This window comes from Pseudomonas sp. X10 (genome assembly GCF_054889225.1).
In genome coordinates, this window is record NZ_CM142677.1 from 3,025,985 (window position 1) to 3,041,326 (window position 15,342).

General features: G+C 61.2%; 14 protein-coding genes and 2 pseudogenes. 3 read left to right on the forward strand and 13 right to left on the reverse strand.

Annotated features, from left to right (window positions below):
- Positions 1 to 13 precede the first annotated feature (13 nt).
- The 3 genes from ACYU03_RS13780 to ACYU03_RS13790 form a co-directional block, all read right to left on the reverse strand.
- Positions 14 to 931 carry a hydroxymethylglutaryl-CoA lyase gene (locus ACYU03_RS13780; RefSeq protein WP_461885125.1) on the reverse strand — a complete coding sequence of 306 codons (918 nt, stop codon included), beginning with the start codon at positions 929 to 931 and terminating at the stop codon, positions 14 to 16.
- A 112-nt stretch (positions 932 to 1,043) separates the two neighbouring features.
- A complete protein-coding gene (locus ACYU03_RS13785) occupies positions 1,044 to 1,943 on the reverse strand; it encodes a LysR substrate-binding domain-containing protein (RefSeq protein WP_461885126.1) in 900 nt (299 codons plus the stop codon).
- Positions 1,944 to 2,029: 86 nt separating this feature from the next.
- On the reverse strand, positions 2,030 to 2,659 hold the full coding sequence (locus tag ACYU03_RS13790; protein ID WP_461885127.1) for a hypothetical protein: 630 nt from the start codon (positions 2,657 to 2,659) through the stop codon (positions 2,030 to 2,032).
- A gap of 607 nt (positions 2,660 to 3,266) precedes the next feature.
- On the opposite strand from ACYU03_RS13790, the gene ACYU03_RS13795 reads away from it, so the two are divergent.
- Positions 3,267 to 4,556, forward strand: a complete 1,290-nt coding sequence (locus ACYU03_RS13795) for a cation:dicarboxylate symporter family transporter (protein WP_461885128.1) — start codon at positions 3,267 to 3,269, stop codon at positions 4,554 to 4,556.
- On the opposite strand, the gene ACYU03_RS13800 is transcribed toward ACYU03_RS13795, so the two are convergent.
- Both ACYU03_RS13800 and ACYU03_RS13805 read right to left on the reverse strand, forming a co-directional pair.
- Complete coding sequence (locus ACYU03_RS13800) at positions 4,553 to 5,059, reverse strand: ureidoglycolate lyase (RefSeq protein WP_461885129.1); 507 nt, start codon at positions 5,057 to 5,059, stop codon at positions 4,553 to 4,555. The two genes, ACYU03_RS13795 and ACYU03_RS13800, sit on opposite strands and share 4 nt — an antisense overlap.
- 1 nt (position 5,060) lies before the next feature.
- A complete protein-coding gene (locus ACYU03_RS13805) occupies positions 5,061 to 5,816 on the reverse strand; it encodes a FadR/GntR family transcriptional regulator (protein WP_461885130.1) in 756 nt (251 codons plus the stop codon).
- A 120-nt stretch (positions 5,817 to 5,936) separates the two neighbouring features.
- Here ACYU03_RS13805 and allE point away from each other — a divergent pair, with 120 nt between their 5' ends.
- Both allE and ACYU03_RS13815 read left to right on the forward strand, forming a co-directional pair.
- A complete protein-coding gene (gene allE, locus ACYU03_RS13810) occupies positions 5,937 to 6,707 on the forward strand; it encodes a (S)-ureidoglycine aminohydrolase (RefSeq protein ID WP_461885131.1) in 771 nt (256 codons plus the stop codon).
- Between the two features lie 311 nt (positions 6,708 to 7,018).
- The gene (locus ACYU03_RS13815) at positions 7,019 to 7,270 is read left to right on the forward strand and encodes a hypothetical protein (protein WP_461885132.1); all 252 of its coding nucleotides are present in this window, start codon (positions 7,019 to 7,021) and stop codon (positions 7,268 to 7,270) included.
- A 4-nt stretch (positions 7,271 to 7,274) separates the two neighbouring features.
- Here the strand turns inward: ACYU03_RS13815 and ACYU03_RS13820 are convergent.
- The 8 genes and pseudogenes from ACYU03_RS13820 to ACYU03_RS13855 form a co-directional block, all read right to left on the reverse strand.
- Positions 7,275 to 7,533 (reverse strand): annotated as a pseudogene (locus tag ACYU03_RS13820) (cytosine deaminase); the annotation flags it as partial.
- Between the two features lie 71 nt (positions 7,534 to 7,604).
- Positions 7,605 to 8,807 carry a 3-oxoadipyl-CoA thiolase gene (locus ACYU03_RS13825; protein WP_461885133.1) on the reverse strand — a complete coding sequence of 401 codons (1,203 nt, stop codon included), beginning with the start codon at positions 8,805 to 8,807 and terminating at the stop codon, positions 7,605 to 7,607.
- Positions 8,808 to 8,809: 2 nt separating this feature from the next.
- Positions 8,810 to 10,324 carry a 3-hydroxyacyl-CoA dehydrogenase gene (locus ACYU03_RS13830; RefSeq protein WP_461885134.1) on the reverse strand — a complete coding sequence of 505 codons (1,515 nt, stop codon included), beginning with the start codon at positions 10,322 to 10,324 and terminating at the stop codon, positions 8,810 to 8,812.
- A gap of 9 nt (positions 10,325 to 10,333) precedes the next feature.
- Positions 10,334 to 11,275 (reverse strand): electron transfer flavoprotein subunit alpha/FixB family protein, encoded by a 942-nt coding sequence (locus ACYU03_RS13835; protein ID WP_461885135.1) that lies wholly within the window; start codon positions 11,273 to 11,275, stop codon positions 10,334 to 10,336.
- The gene (locus ACYU03_RS13840; protein WP_461885137.1) at positions 11,276 to 12,025 is read right to left on the reverse strand and encodes an electron transfer flavoprotein subunit beta/FixA family protein; all 750 of its coding nucleotides are present in this window, start codon (positions 12,023 to 12,025) and stop codon (positions 11,276 to 11,278) included.
- 63 nt (positions 12,026 to 12,088) lie between these two features.
- Positions 12,089 to 13,231, reverse strand: coding sequence for an acyl-CoA dehydrogenase family protein (locus tag ACYU03_RS13845; RefSeq protein ID WP_461885138.1), 1,143 nt, complete (start codon positions 13,229 to 13,231; stop codon positions 12,089 to 12,091).
- Between the two features lie 12 nt (positions 13,232 to 13,243).
- Positions 13,244 to 14,440, reverse strand: a complete 1,197-nt coding sequence (locus ACYU03_RS13850; protein WP_461885139.1) for an acyl-CoA dehydrogenase family protein — start codon at positions 14,438 to 14,440, stop codon at positions 13,244 to 13,246.
- Positions 14,441 to 14,495: 55 nt separating this feature from the next.
- Positions 14,496 to 15,338 (reverse strand): annotated as a pseudogene (locus tag ACYU03_RS13855) (enoyl-CoA hydratase-related protein); the annotation flags it as partial.
- Positions 15,339 to 15,342: the final 4 nt, after the last annotated feature.

The following is a 15,342-nucleotide window of genomic DNA, read 5'->3' on the forward strand; positions in this document are numbered from 1 at the left end:
GGCCTGCATGAAATCAAGCGATGGTTTGGACGTTCCTGGGCAGGCCGACACGTGCTATGTGGCCATACAGTGCTTCATCAGGCAGCGCAGACTCGACAAGCGCTCGGCACGCCAGCAAACGCTCGATATCGATACCGGTTCGAAAACCCATGCCCTGCAACATGAACACCAGATCTTCGGTGACCGCATTCCCCGAAACCCCAGGGGCGAATGGGCATCCACCGATGCCTCCCAAGGAGGCGTCCAGCTCACGGATGCCGTGCTGGACAGCGATCAGTGAGTTGGCCAGGGCCAGCCCGCGGGTATCATGGAAATGAACTGACTGAAGCTTCTCGCCCGCAACGGCCCGCACCGCCTGCAGCGTTTTCTCGACCTGGCCTGGGGTGGCATGGCCGGTAGTGTCCGCCAGGGAAACGATGTCACAACCGGCCGCCAGGACCTTCGAAGTCAACGAAACAAGATCGCTGAGGGGAACCTGGCCTTGAAGGGTGCACCCGAAGGCGGTCGACATGCCGGCGATCACCTGCACTGGATGACCCGCCTGATCACGGAGTTCACCTATGCGCGCCAACACCTCCACCATTTGCTCCGGAGTGCAGCGCACGTTCGACTGGCTATGGGCTGCGCTAACGGACACCGGTACGATGATGCGCTGGGCGCCCGAAGCGAGCGCGTTCTGCGCCCCGCGCAAGTTGGGCGCCAGCACAGTCACGGTCAGATCGGGATAAGCCAGGGCATGCGCGACGACCTCGGCGGCGTCGGCCATTTGCGGCAGCAGCTTTGGCGGCACGAACGAAGCGACTTCCATATGCCGCACACCAGCCTCGTAGGCCGTGTCGATCCATTTCAGTTTTGCCGAGGTGGGCATGATGCTGCGAAGGCTCTGCAGGCCGTCACGCATACCCACCTCGTTTATTCTTATTTCGTTCATGCGGGCTCTCGGGCGAGCGGAAGTGATGCCAGCCTAAGTAGCTTGCTCCCCATCGAAAAGACGTTTTTGGCGGTGCTATCCATCTCCGCTTGAGATGGATAGCGCTTGTGACCTAGGCAGACGCAGGGGCCGCCAGCAGATGATCGAGCAGACGCCTCGCCGACAGCGAAAGGCTGGCGCTATCCCGTACGCAGATCACGAACTCCCCCGTCACCCAGTCGTCCGTCAGCGGAATGACCCGAAGCCCAAACAACTCGACGTAACGGGCGACGGCCTCTTGGGGAAAGATGGCCAGCACCATTCCCGCTTCCACCAGGCGAAGCGCCGCATCGAAGGACGACACACAGGTTCGATATTGCAGATCCTTGCCGGCAGCCCGGGCCAGTTTCTGCATCTGGGTGCCGAGCGTGGAAAAGGCGGAGATGTTCAGGTGGTGGAAATCCAGTGTCTCTACGAAGCTGATGCTTTCACGATGAGCCAGGGGATGACCGGCATTGACCACGACCGAGAGGTGATCCGTGCGGTACGGATGGAACTCCAGGTCACCTTCAGCCATGGACTTGCGGCAAATACCGATATCGGCGTGCCCCTCCTCTATGCCGCGAATCACGTCCGAGCTGAACCGCTCTTCGACGTCGACCTGGATATTTTCGTTGTCGGCCAGAAAGCGGGCGAGTTCCTCCGGCAAGAACTCCATGAGCGACGATACATTGGCAAGCACCCGCACATGACCCCGAGCGCCTTCGGCATATTCGCTCAGCTCGCCCTGCAGGCGCTCGATATCGCGCATGAACTTACGCGCATGGCGAAGCAACGCCTGCCCTGCCGGCGTGGGAGTCACGCCTTTCTTGCTGCGCTTCAATAACGCTGTAGCGAACGCCGACTCGATATCCGAGATTCGCTTGCTCACAGCCGAGGGCGCGATGAACTCCCGTGCTGCCGCCGCAGCGATGCTGCCCTCCTCGCAGGCCGCGATGAAGAGCCGCAGCGAAACTGGATCAAATTGCCACATGGTCTTCCTGTTCTAGATTCCGGCCAAGTTGACGTTCCATATGACACGCCTGCGCTGAAGACCGTCAAGACCGGACAACTCGCAACTCAAGCCCGCTTGCCCAGCAACATCACCACGCCGAACAACGCCCCCAGGCCTGCGACCAAGGCCAGCGAGAATGATGGCTCGCGCAGACTCAGCGCCATGATCGCCGACCCGAAGCCCAAGACGGCGATCATCGCACCGATGGCGCGAGCCCCCATGGAACCGTAGAAATGAGTCCGCCGCGCAGCCAGCGTACCGGCGGGTTGCCGCTTCTGCCAGGCTTGGAGCGAGGCCTGGAATTCACGCAGCAAGCGCTCGCGGCTCGGGAGGTCCACGGGGCTAACGAGCAATGTGGGATGGCCCGGGCGAACCAGTTTGAGGAAATCGTCGGTGCCCCAACTGGTCAGCTCAGCAAAAGCGACCGGCGCACGGTGCGAGAACGCCAGCCCCTCAGGCGTCACCTTGACCTGGTTGCGGGTGGGAAAGCCCTTGAAAGCGACGATGGGCGGCAGCAGCAAGCCAATCAAGGCGACCACGGCCGCCAGCCCCAACGGCCCACGGTTGAACACCACGAACATGAAGCCCCCCGCAGCCAGCGCAAAGGCCAAAGGCACCGCGAGTTGATGCCAGCGGGTATAGACCGACGCTTGGATACTGTCATTGCTGCTCATGCCTGGAGCTTCATCAGCCATGTTGTCCTCGAATAGGTCGCGTCGTTTGCGTCGTCATGTGTGATGTAGTGGCGCACGCTCAGTGGGCCTGATCATCGTGGCTTTCCTGGTAAAGGTTTAGCCCACCCGCAGATTTTCGGTTTTACCGACGGCCTTATCAATGGAGATAAATTTTTTTGCCCTCGGCACAAACGTCGTGCCGGTTTATTTGCCTCTATTTGGGTAGCCGTTATCCTGACTCGCACCAAACCAGCTCTTTGACCACTGGACGCGCCGACATGCTTTGGATTGAGTCCTACGGACTTCCTACTGGTTGTCTATTCGATTTTTTCAAACTCTAGCGGCCCCATATTGGTGCGCACATTCGCGTCAGACTGGATAAGTCAAACACCTATGGCCGCTCCTGCGCTGCACTTGCCAATCACTCGCCCCCTTGACGCTGCATCAAGCCAGCCGTAGAGTTATTTCCGTGGTCCTACCAGTCGGACCAAATACTAAAACAAGAACCATCTTTCAATTTCTGCCCACCGACCAGCCCTTGGCCATGCTCTCTCGTATGGCAAGGAACATTCTATTCGCAGCAAAACGCTAGGTAATAAGAGCGTGCCTTGATACCGGGAAATTGAAAATGCTTTCACACGTTAGAAAGTTATATGTGCAAGTTTTGATAGGTTTCGTTCTAGGTTGCATACTCGGCTATTCATATCCTCCCATCGCGATGCAATTACTGCCATTGGCCGAAGGGTTCATCAAGCTGATCAAGATGTGCCTGGGGCCCATCGTATTCTGCTTCGTCGTTAATGGGATTGTTCGAGCGGGATCTCTGCGGGTCGCGGGGCGGGTGGCCTTTCGCACCATCGTTTATTTCGAAATCATTACCACACTGGCGTTACTGATCGGCGTCATCGCCACAATGATGCTCAAACCCGGTGCCGGCATGAATATCGACTTGACGACACTGGACGCATCCTCCGTCGCCAGTTTCGTGGGTAACGCGGATAAAGTAACGGACATTAAAAGCTTTCTCCTGAACATCATACCGAGTACGTTCGTCGCACCGTTCGTCACCGGGGATATTCTTCAGGTCCTGCTGATTTCCATAATGTTTGGCTGTGCCCTGCTAGCCGCAGGGGAAAAAGCCACGGGAGTTGGGCGGCTGTTCGAGAGCATTACCGAAGTACTGCTCAACCTCATCGGCTACATTGTCAAGTTGGCGCCGCTGGGTGTCATGGGGGCGATGGCGTTCGCAGTCGGTAAGTTCGGTTTCGGCACGCTTCAACAACTGCTTGCCTTGGTCCTGACTTACTACCTGGCCTGCGCCTTCTTCTTGTTCGCCGTGCTGGGCCTGGTGATGAGGTTATGCGGGTTGAGCCTCGTCAAGTTCATCGTTTACTTCAAGGACGAGATCCTGATCGCGCTGGGCTCTGGCTCTTCCGATGCCGTCATGCCTAACGTCATGAAAAAACTGGATCACTTGGGCGTCAAGAACACCACCGTGGCCCTGGTAATTCCCATGGGCTACTCGTTCAATCTGGACGGTTTCTCGATCTGGCTCACCTGCGCTGCGATTTTCATTGCCCAGGCAACCAACACCCCGCTGACTTTCGAGGCTCTGGCGCTGATCCTCCTGGTGTCGATCCTTACTTCCAAGGGTTCTCATGGAATACCGGGGGCCGCCACCGTAGTGCTGGCCGCAACACTAACCGCCATCCCTTCCCTGCCAGTGATCGGCATCGCCCTTATCTTGCCCATCGATAAACTTCTGGGCTTCTTCAGGGTTGCGCTCAACCTGATTGGCAACTGTGTGGGCGCCGTGGCGGTTGGACGCTGGGAGGGGCATCTGGACGTGGACAAGGCGCGCCGGGTACTGGCGGGGCAAGAGGCGTTCGTACGCCCAGAAGAACCCGTGGCGCCTTAGGGCAAGCCCAACAACAGCCGATCCGACTCAGCGAACCAGAACTCTTCGAAATTCTTTCCGGGGCCACCCCGATCGAGAACCAGGAAGCGCGCGGCATGATAAGGAACCAGAACGGTATGGTGCCAAACTCCCGGCCGATAATTGATGCCCTGTTGGCCATCACTGATAAACGCCAGCACCTCGCCAGGCAGCCCCTGCTCGTCCGTGGATGCCACGACTGTGATGAAAGGATGGGCAGTCAGAGGAATAAAGGCTTGGCTGGACAAAGGGGCCCGCTGCAGAAACTTCACAACGAACGGGAACTGTTGGGGCCTGGAATTGAGAAGACTGACAATCGGCCGCCCGCGGGCTTTGTCCACGTCGATGGTCGCCAGGTCGTGAAAGCGCTCAGCCATACCGTCGTTCAAGCTGAAGCCCTGCTTACCGGTACTTTCGATGACGTCGCCAAAGGGTTTGAAACGCGCTTGGGTCAGGGGCTCAAGCGTCAAAGTATCAGTGTGCATGTCAGGCACCTACTTTATCGACAGGCAAACCGAGCACTACGCCGGCTCGCTCCGCGGAATACATGATATGAGTTTCAACTGCCATGCGAGCTTTCAGTGGGTCATGCTCGACAAGCGCCTCGATGATGTCTTCGATCTCTTCGATAGAGGCCACGATGGAATTGAAACGCTGGTCGGCAAAAGCCCACTGGTTACTGCGTTCAATTGCCGAGCGGAGATTCTCGCCGGCCTGCTCGAGCATCCGGTTGTTAGACCAACGAAGTATCCGCAAGTGAAAATCGATATGGCATTGGCTCAATTGATGCAAATCGCGGGACAGCGCCGCCGCGTGCATATGCTCAACAATCCGGCGCAACTCGGTTTGCTGTTTATCGCTGCAAGAACGCGCCAACAACATTACCGCCAAGCCCTCGAGGCCAAAGCGCATCTGATAAATCTCCTCCAGGTCGAATTTACCGGGAGGCTGCCACTGATCATTGAGCTGGGCCTGGCGCTGCTCGTCGTTCAAGACAAACGTACCCTTGCCGGCCTCAACCCGCAGAAACCCCAACGACTCCAATGCGCTCATGGCTTCGCGCAACGAATTGCGACTGACCTCAAGTTGCTCCGCCAAGTCGCGCTGAGGCGGCAACTGATGACCTGCCGGCCATTCCCCACTAAGGATCCGTTCCTGGATTTTCTCGATTGCGTAATGGCTTACCGGAAGACGCTCCAGCCGCATGTTAACCCGCTGGGTCTTGCCCTGCGATTCGTCCATCTGTTTTGTCCTGATAAGCGCGTGACTGCTTGGATGGCATGACGCTACAACCCGCATCAGCATAACTACACCGGCCCTACCAGTAGGACCATATCTCACCCTTTAACCAAGGTAAATACAATGTCAAACAAACAGATCCAGCCACCCGGAGTCTTCGCCCATCACCGCGCTGCCCTGACCACTCATTATGCGGTCATGCCCCCGGAGGGTATCCTGCCAAGTTGTATTCCAGGCATCGAACGCACGTCTATCCATGTCCAAGCCTCTAAAGGCCTTGGTGCCGAATTCATCCAGATTCTCTTGGATATCCAGGCCCACGGCGGCATGACTGCGCCACGTAATGAGCCGCTGCAATCGTTCTTCTATGTAATCGAAGGCGACGTGGTACTCGACATTGCGGAGCAAAGGCATGACTTATCCGCTGGAGCCTTTGCCTATGTTCCGCCGGGCACGCCATTCAAACTTCACAACGACACTGATCTCGGCAGTCAAGTCATCTGGATCAGGAAAGCCTACGAACAGGTCGCTGGCATCGAGTTGCCCAGCGCGCTGGTAGGCCATAGCGACGAAGTGGAAAAGCTGAATAAACACACCCAAGGCCGGACATGGCAGCATCTGTTACCGGATGACATCCAGTTCGACTTCGCGGTCAATATTCTCAGTTTCGAGCCTGGCACTTACTTCCCGATGATTGAAACCCATGTCATGGAACACGGGCTGTACATGCTGGAGGGCCAAGGCATGTATCTCTTGCAGGGGGATTGGCATGAGTGCTGGACCAAGGATTTCATCTACATGGCGCCCTTCTGTCCGCAGTTTTTCTATGCCACCGGATGGGAGACTGCCCGATACTTGCTGTACAAAAACGTTAACCGCGACATGACGCTGTAAACCTTGTCAAACCTGTGGCGAAAACCCGCTCCGATCACTTTTCCTGCCAACATCACTCAAGAGGGTGGGCGTGAGGGGGCATCGCTCGCCACATGAACAATAGAAAACGACGCTCCCCGGGCTGCTATACAGCCCGGAGGCCAACGTGAGCTCCAAGCCCTGACGCTTCTCTGGCGCACGGGCCTCCCCCGTACCAACAGCCGCCTCAATAGTCACTATCGAGAAAGGCAATTTCTACTGATCGAGCGCGCCCCATAACCTTGTTTCATCGATTCCACATCTGCGAATCCACGAAACATGGAAGCCGCCCGATGAACACCACCGCCCGCCTGTTGCTCGCCGCTCTGACCGCTCTCGCCATCACCGTGCTGAGCGGTTGCGCCAACCACCCTGAACTACGCCCCTATACCGCCGAGGAAACCCGGCAACTGCAACTCGAAGCCTTGCAGCGCCAGGGCCTGTCCCACGCGGAATACGAACAACGCCGGCTGGCCATCCTGCGCGCGGGCAGCGAACAAGTACTGACCGACACGGCAACACGCGCCCACTCGATCAGCGGTTGAGCACCTAACCTACGAACCGCTCCACACGTGCCGGTTTGCGCTGCATGAGCACCTTGCCGGCGCGGACCGATACCAAGACCTGACCTTGGCTGCGGATCATTTCGTAGTCGTCCGGGGCCGACAGGATCAACAAGTTGGCCGGGCGCCCGGCTTGCAGGCCATAGCGCTCACCCAAGTGCAAGGTTCGCGCACTCACTGTTGTCGGTGATCAGGTCCAGAGCACGCTTGAGGTCTTCATAGCCGAGCATGTGGCAAATAGGCAGGCACCCGCGATGGTCTGTAAAGCAGCCCCAATTACAGAGGACGCGATACTCAAGTGAACGACATGACGCGCTCAACCGAGCCGTTCGACTACACAGGCTATCCCCTGCCCTAGGCCAATACACAGGCTGACCAAGGCATAGCGCCCGCCGCTGCGCTCCAGTTGTCGCACAGCGCTGTACAGCAGCCGCGCGCCGGAAGCGCCAAGCGGGTGGCCGATAGCGATCGCCCCCCCGTTGGGGTTCAGGCGCGGATCGTCGAACGCCAGGCCCATCTGGCGGGCGCAACCTAATACCTGGCTGGCGAAGGCTTCGTTGATCTCGATGACATCCATGTCCGACAAGTTCAACCCGGCCCGTTGCAGCGCCTTGGCAGAGGCCGGCACTGGCCCCAACCCCATCAGCCGCGGCTCGACCCCGGCCACCGCGCCGGCGAGGATGCGCGCACGCGGCGCCAACCCCGCCCGCTCGCCCGCCGCCCGCGAACCGATCAGCACTGCTGCAGCGCCATCGTTGACTCCCGAGGCATTGCCCGCCGTTACCACTCCGCCCTCTGCCAATGGCCGCAACGCAGCCAACGCCTGATAGGTGCTGGCCGGACGCGGATGCTCGTCACGGTCGATCACCTTGGGCGGCTGCTTGCGTCCCTGGGGCACTTCGACCGGATGGATCTCAGCGCTGAAAAAGCCTTCACGGGCTGCTGCTGCGTACAGTGACTGGCTGCGCGCCGCATAAATATCTGCCTGCTCGCGGCTGATACCCAGCTCACGGGCGATGTTGTCGGCGGTCTCAGGCATGCTGTCGGCACCGAATCCAGACTCGATCCGCGGGTTGGGGAAGCGTGCGCCAATGGAGCTGTCGTAGACCTGGATATCCCGCGCATAGGCACTCTGCGCCTTGGCCATGACAAAGGGCGCCCGGCTCATGCTTTCGGCCCCGCCAGCAATGAACAACTCGCCCTCGCCACTACGCACGGCCCGCGCTGCGTCGAGTACCGCCGCCAGCCCGGAGCCACACAGCCGGTTGACGGTGAGCCCGCCCACCGACACCGGCAAACCGCAAAGCAATGCCACATGCCGCCCCAGGTTGCGTCCGTCCTCACCCGCTTGGCTGGCGCAGCCGGCAATGAGGTCTTCATAGGCATCAGCGGCGAACGGGTTGCGCGCCAGCAGGGCCCGCACCACACCGGCCAGCAAGTCGTCCGGACGCACACTGGCGAGAGCACCGGCATGCCGGCCGAAGGGGGTGCGCAGGCCATCGTAGAGATACGCGGTCATATTCATTGCTCCGCTGTGGTCAGAGGCAGCCCCAGTTGCACGCGCCGGCGCAACCAGGGGCTGATGCGGTAGCGCGGCTCCTGATACAGGCCGTGGATTTCCTGGAGAATCTGCGCGATCAGCTCCGCGCCATAGTGGTCACCGAAGCTCAGCGGGCCGTGGGGATACCCCAGCGCCAGTTGCACGGCCCGGTCCAGGGTCTGCGGATCGGCGATGCGACGCTGGGCGATCTCGCAACCCAGGTTGACGATGGTGGCCAACACGCGCTGGGCAATGAAACCCGGTGAGTCGTTGATCACCTCCACCGGCACACCGTCACTGGCCAGGGCGGTACGGGCCTCGGCCAGCACTTGGGCATCGAGGGCCGGCTGGCGCATCAGCACGCGGCGCTTGTCGAACCCCGCGAAGGTTTCCAGCGCCAGGCTGCGCCGGGGCGGCAGCAGCTTGCGGGAAATCAGGGTGCTGGCATCTTCGCCCAACGGCGTCACCAAACAGACCGCTTGCGCGCTCGGTTGGTCGCCCTCCTCTAACAACGCCCCGGCCCGGGCCAACACCGCGGCCACCTGCTCGCGCACCGACGGGTCGCGGCTGTCCAGCCAGAACGGCCGGGTGATCGCCACCGGTAAGGTCTGCTCGACCACTGGCGCCTGGATAACCCCATCGATATAGCGGTAGAAGCCCTGGCCGGTCTTGCGCCCGAGCAAGCCGGCCGCCAACCGCGCCGGCACCAGCGCGCAGGGAGCGTAGCGCGGGTCTTGGTAGAACTGCCGGTGCACCGAGTCCATGACCGCATGCGCCACATCCAGCCCAACCAGGTCGAACAGTTCGAACGGCCCCATGCGAAAGCCCAGGCTGTCCTTGAGGATGCGGTCGATCTGCTCCGCCGTAGCAATGCCTTCATCCAGGATACGCAGGGCCTCCGGGCCATAGGCTCGGCCAGCGTGGTTGACCAGAAAGCCAGGTGAGTCCGGCGTTACCGCGGCAAAGTGTCCGGCCTGCGCGGCCAGCGCACAAAGCCGTTGGACCACCCCGGGCGCGGTGCGCTCACCGCGTACCACCTCGACGATTTTCATCAGGGGCACCGGGTTGAAGAAATGAAACCCCGCCACCCGCTGCGGGTGCTGACAAACGCTGGCGATAGCGCCGACGGACAGCGATGAGGTGTTGCTGGCCAACACGGCGTCGGGCGCAACCAGGGCTTCCAGCTCGCGAAACAATGCTTGCTTGGCATCCAGTTGCTCGACGATCGCTTCTATCAGCAAATCGCAGCCAGCCAATTCGGCCAGGGTGCGGGCCGGGTGCAGGCGCGCCAGAATCGCATCCAGCGCCCGGGCATCCAGTTTGCCCTTGCTCACCTGGCGTTCGAGCTGCTGGCGGTTGTCGGCCAGGGCCTGTTCGATGGCGTCAGGGCGGCTGTCATGCAACAGCACTTCGACCCCGGCAGAGGCGAACAGCTGGGCGATACCACGCCCCATCGCCCCGCAACCGATAATGCCAATCCGATTGAATGTGCGCATGCGGCCTCCTTACAGGGCTGCCTCCAATTCCGGTACGACCTCGAACAGATCGCCCACCAAACCGTAATCAGCGACCTGGAAGATCGGCGCCTCTTCGTCCTTGTTGATCGCCACGATCACCTTGGAGTCCTTCATCCCCGCCAGGTGCTGGATCGCGCCGGAAATACCGACGGCGATGTACAGCTGCGGCGCAACGATCTTGCCGGTCTGGCCGACCTGCATGTCGTTGGGGACGAAACCTGCGTCCACCGCAGCGCGGGAAGCGCCGACGGCAGCGCCGAGCTTGTCGGCCAGGGCGTACAGATGCTTGAAGTTCTCGCCGTTCTGCATGCCGCGACCGCCAGAAACGACGATCTTGGCAGCGGTCAGCTCTGGGCGGTCGGACTTGGCCAGCTCTTCGCCAACGAAGGCCGACTGGCCGGCATCGTGCGCAGCGCCGACGGCTTCGACGGTCGCCGAGCCACCTTCAGCGGCAACCGGGTCGAAACCGGTGGCACGCACGGTGATGACCTTGACCGCAGCGCTCGACTGCACGGTGGCAATGGCGTTGCCGGCGTAGATCGGGCGCTTGAAGGTGTCGGCGGATTCGACCGAGATGATTTCCGAGATCTGGTCCACGTCCAGCAGCGCAGCGACGCGTGGCAGAATGTTCTTGCCGTTGGAAGTGGCAGCAGCCAGCACGTGGCTGTAGCCCTTGCCCAGCTCCGCGACCAAGGGGGCGACGTTTTCCGGCAGTTGGTGCGCATAGGCGGCATTGTCAGCCACCAGTACTTTGGAAACGCCAGCGATCTTCGCAGCGGCTTCAGTGACACCACCGACGCCCTGGCCTGCGACCAGCACGTGGATGTCACCACCGATCTTGGCGGCAGCGGCAACGGTGTTCAGGGTAGCCGGTGCAACGGCACGGTTTTCCTGCTCTTGTGAAAAGTCAGCGACAACCAGGATAGTCATTCAGATCACCTTAGCTTCAGTCTTCAGTTTCTCGACCAATTCGGCCACCGACTTGACCTTGATGCCCGCGCTGCGTGCAGCCGGCGCTTCGACCTGCAGGGTCTTGTTGGTGGAGGCGGTGGAAACGCCCAGCGCGTCTGGCGTGATGTTCTCCAGCGGCTTCTTCTTGGCCTTCATGATGTTCGGCAGCGACGCGTAGCGCGGCTCGTTCAGGCGCAGGTCGGTGGTGACGATCGCCGGCAGGTTCAACGCGACGGTCTGCAGGCCGCCATCGATCTCGCGGGTGACATTGACCTTGTCGCCAGCCACTTCCACCTTGGAGGCGAAGGTGCCTTGGGCGAAGCCGGTCAGCGCGGCGAGCATCTGGCCGGTCTGGTTGTTGTCGCTATCGATGGCTTGCTTGCCAAGGATCACCAACTGCGGCTGCTCCTTGTCGACCACAGCCTTGAGCAGCTTGGCCACGGCCAGGGAGTTCAGTTCTTCATTGGCTTCGACCAGGACGGCACGGTCGGCACCCAGGGCCAGCGCGGTGCGCAGTTGTTCCTGGGCCAGTGCCGGGCCGACGCTGACCACTACGACCTCGTTGGCTACGCCCTTTTCCTTCAGGCGTACGGCTTCTTCCACGGCGATCTCGCAGAAGGGGTTCATGGCCATCTTGACGTTGGCCAGGTCGACGCCGGAGTTGTCCGCCTTGACGTGCACCTTGACGTTGAAATCCACGACACGCTTCACCGCAACCAGAACTTTCATACACGAATCCTCATGTCACATACCGGCCTTCGGGCCTTGCACCCGAAGGCTCGCCAGGATGGATCAGGCCGCGTCCAACAACGCGGCGTAGGCTTGCAGATGGTGATCGTCGTCACCCAGTTGATGGCTGAGCATCACCAAGCGCTTGGCGTGATGCGCCAACACGTACTCCCAGGTCATGCCAATGCCACCATGCAACTGGATCGCCTGCTCAGCGATGAAGCGCGCCGCCTGGGTGACGATGAACTTGGCCGCGCTCAGGCGCTGGCTGCGCGCCACGCTGTCCGGCTGGTCGGCAACGCAGGCAGCCAGGATCGCCATCGAGGTGGCCATCTCCAACTCGGCTCGCATATCGGCCATGCGGTGCTGCAATACCTGGAACTTGCCGATGGGCACACCGAACTGTTTACGAGTCTTCAGATAATCGAGGGTCAGCTCGCAGGCCACCTGCATACTGCCTAACGCCTCGGCGCAGTGCCCGGCGATGGCTCTGCCCTGCTGGTAACGCATGGCCGGTAATGCCTGGCCCGGCACGCCGAGCAACTGCTCGGCGGCCACCTGCACGTCCTCAAGCAGCAGCTCGCAGGCCCTCGGCCCGTCGATATTGGCATGTTCACGCCGACTGACACCGGGTGCCTGCGGGTCGATCAAGAACAGGCTGATGCCCTGCTCGTCACGGTCGGCGCCGCTAGTGCGGGCACTCACCAGAATGCGCCCGGCACTGCCACCGCCCATCACCACCACCTTGCGTCCCTTCAGGCACCAGCCGCCGGCCACGGGTTCAGCGCGAGTCGCGACATCTTCGAGGCAGTAATGACTCTGTGCTTCTTCGAAGGCCAGCGCCAGTTGCAGCCGGCCAGCGACCGCCTGCTCCAACAGCGCCGCCTGTGGCCCACTGCCGCCCAATTGTTCGAGCAGGCCGCCAGCGTAGATCTGCGAATACAGGTAAGGCTCCAGACACAAGCCACGGCCCAGTTCGGTCATGATCAGCAGGTTCTCCACGCCGCTGCCGCCGAAGCCGCCCACCGCCTCGCCGAACGGCACCGCGCTCAAGCCCAGGTCGGCGAGTTGCTGCCAAAATACGGCGCTGTACCCCAGCGCGCTGCGGGCGTGCTGTTCACGCTGCTCGAAGGGATACGCATCGCGCACTAAACGGGCCAGCGTGTCTTGCAGCATCTGCTGCTCTTCAGTCAGTTTGAAGTCCATGGCGTGCCTCTCTCAGAGCTCGAGAATCATCTTGGCGATGATGTTCTTCTGGATTTCATTGGAGCCGCCGTAGATCGACAGCTTGCGCAAGTTGAAGTACTGGCTGGCCGGCGCCGCGCTATAACCGGTGTGCAACGGCTCGACGCCCTCGTCCAGCTCCAGCTCCTCCTCGACAAAAGGCAAAGCGTGCACGCCAAGCGCCTTGCGCAGCAGGTGGCTGATGGCTTGGCGGATTTGCGACCCTTTGATCTTCAGGATCGAACTCTGCGCGCCAGGTACGCCACCATCCTCGGCAGCAGCCAGAATGCGCAAGGTGCTCATCTCGATGGCCAGCAATTGCATTTCGAGTTCGGCGACCTGGGCACGGAACAGCGGATCCTCGAGCAGCGGTCGACCACCTCGACGCTCACAGGCCGCCACCTGCTTGAGGTGCGCCAGCGCTGCCTTGGAGCCGCCGATCCCGGCCTGCCCGGTACGTTCGTGGGTGAGCAGGTACTTGGCACAGGTCCAGCCTTCGTTCTCCGTCCCCACCAGGTTCTCCAGCGGCACCCGCACGTTGTCGAAAAACACTTCGTTGACTTCATGCTCACCCTCCAGGGTGATGATCGGCCGGACAGTGATGCCGGGGCTGTGCATGTCGATCAGCAGGAAGCTGATGCCGCGTTGCGCCTGCGCTTGGGGATCGGTACGCACCAGGCAGAAAATCATGTCGGCGTGCTGCCCAAGGGTGGTCCAGGTCTTCTGGCCATTGACCACATAGTGATCCCCTTCGCGCACGGCACGGGTCTTGAGATTGGCCAGGTCGGAGCCGGCGCCCGGCTCGGAATAGCCCTGGCACCACCAGTCCTGGCCGTTGAGGATGCGTGGCAAGTAGTGCGCCTTTTGTTGCGGCGTACCGAACTTGATGATCACCGGCGCGACCATATTGACCCCGAAGGAAATCAGTCGTGGCGCGCCGGCCGCCGCGCACTCTTCCTCGAAGATATGCCGTTGCACCACGCTCCAGCCGGTACCACCGTATTCCACCGGCCAATTGGCGGCGTACCAGCCCTGCTCGGCAAGGATACGCTGCCAACGCTGGTGGTCGGCTTTACCCAGGTGTTTGCCCAGGCGCACCTTGGCGGCGATATCAGCTGGCAGCCGGGCCGCCAGGAAAGCGCGGACCTGATCGCGGAAGTCGAACTCGTCCGGGGTGTAGTCGATGTCCATGAAGCACTCCTCAATAGAAAAGGTCGGTGGCGTCCTACCCGACGGTACGCTTGGCCTTGGCGGCCTGGCGCGCAGCAAAGAACTGCTGCACCAGCGCCTCGCGTTGCGGTGATTGCATGCATTCGAGAAACAGTGCCCGCTCCCGTTGCAACCCCTCGGCCAGTGGCAGGCAGGTGGCGGCTTCGACAGCGGCAATGCAACGTAGAGGGGCAAACAGATCGGGGCGCTCACGGCGTTCAAACTGCCGCCGCGCTTCAAGTAATGCGGTATCCACCGCATCCACGGCGAGGCTGATTTCACCGCTACGCCGTGGTCCCGCACCAGCGGCCAGCAGCCGCTCGGCATGGGCTTGGCCAAGCGCCGCGGGCTCGCCTTCGAACAGCTCGTCGACCAGGCCGCAGCGTTGCGCCAGCGCCGCGTCGATGGGTTCGCCATCGACAATCATCTCCAGCGCCCGCGCCACCCCGACCAAGCGCGGCAGGCGCTGGCTGCCACCGGCGCCAGGGAGCAGGCCAAGCTTCACCTCGGGCATGCCGAGCCGCGCCGAAGGCTGGGCGATGCGGTAATGACAGGCCATCGCCACTTCCAGGCCACCACCCAGGATGGAGCCATGCAACACCGCCAGGACCGGCTTGCGACAGGCTTCGATGGCCTGGGTCAGCTCCGGCAGCGTGGGCGCCTGGGGTGGCTGGCCGAACTCGCGGATATCGGCCCCGGCGATGAAGGTGCGTCCGGCGCAATACAACAGCAGCATGTGCACCGCGGCATCGGCCTCGGCCTTGCGCAAGGCCTCCAGCAGGCCTGCACGCACGGCCTGACCCAGGGCATTGACTGGAGGGTTGTCGACGCAGATCAGCGCCAGGTTGTCGATTAACGTCAATTTAACGGGAGAGGACATCGAA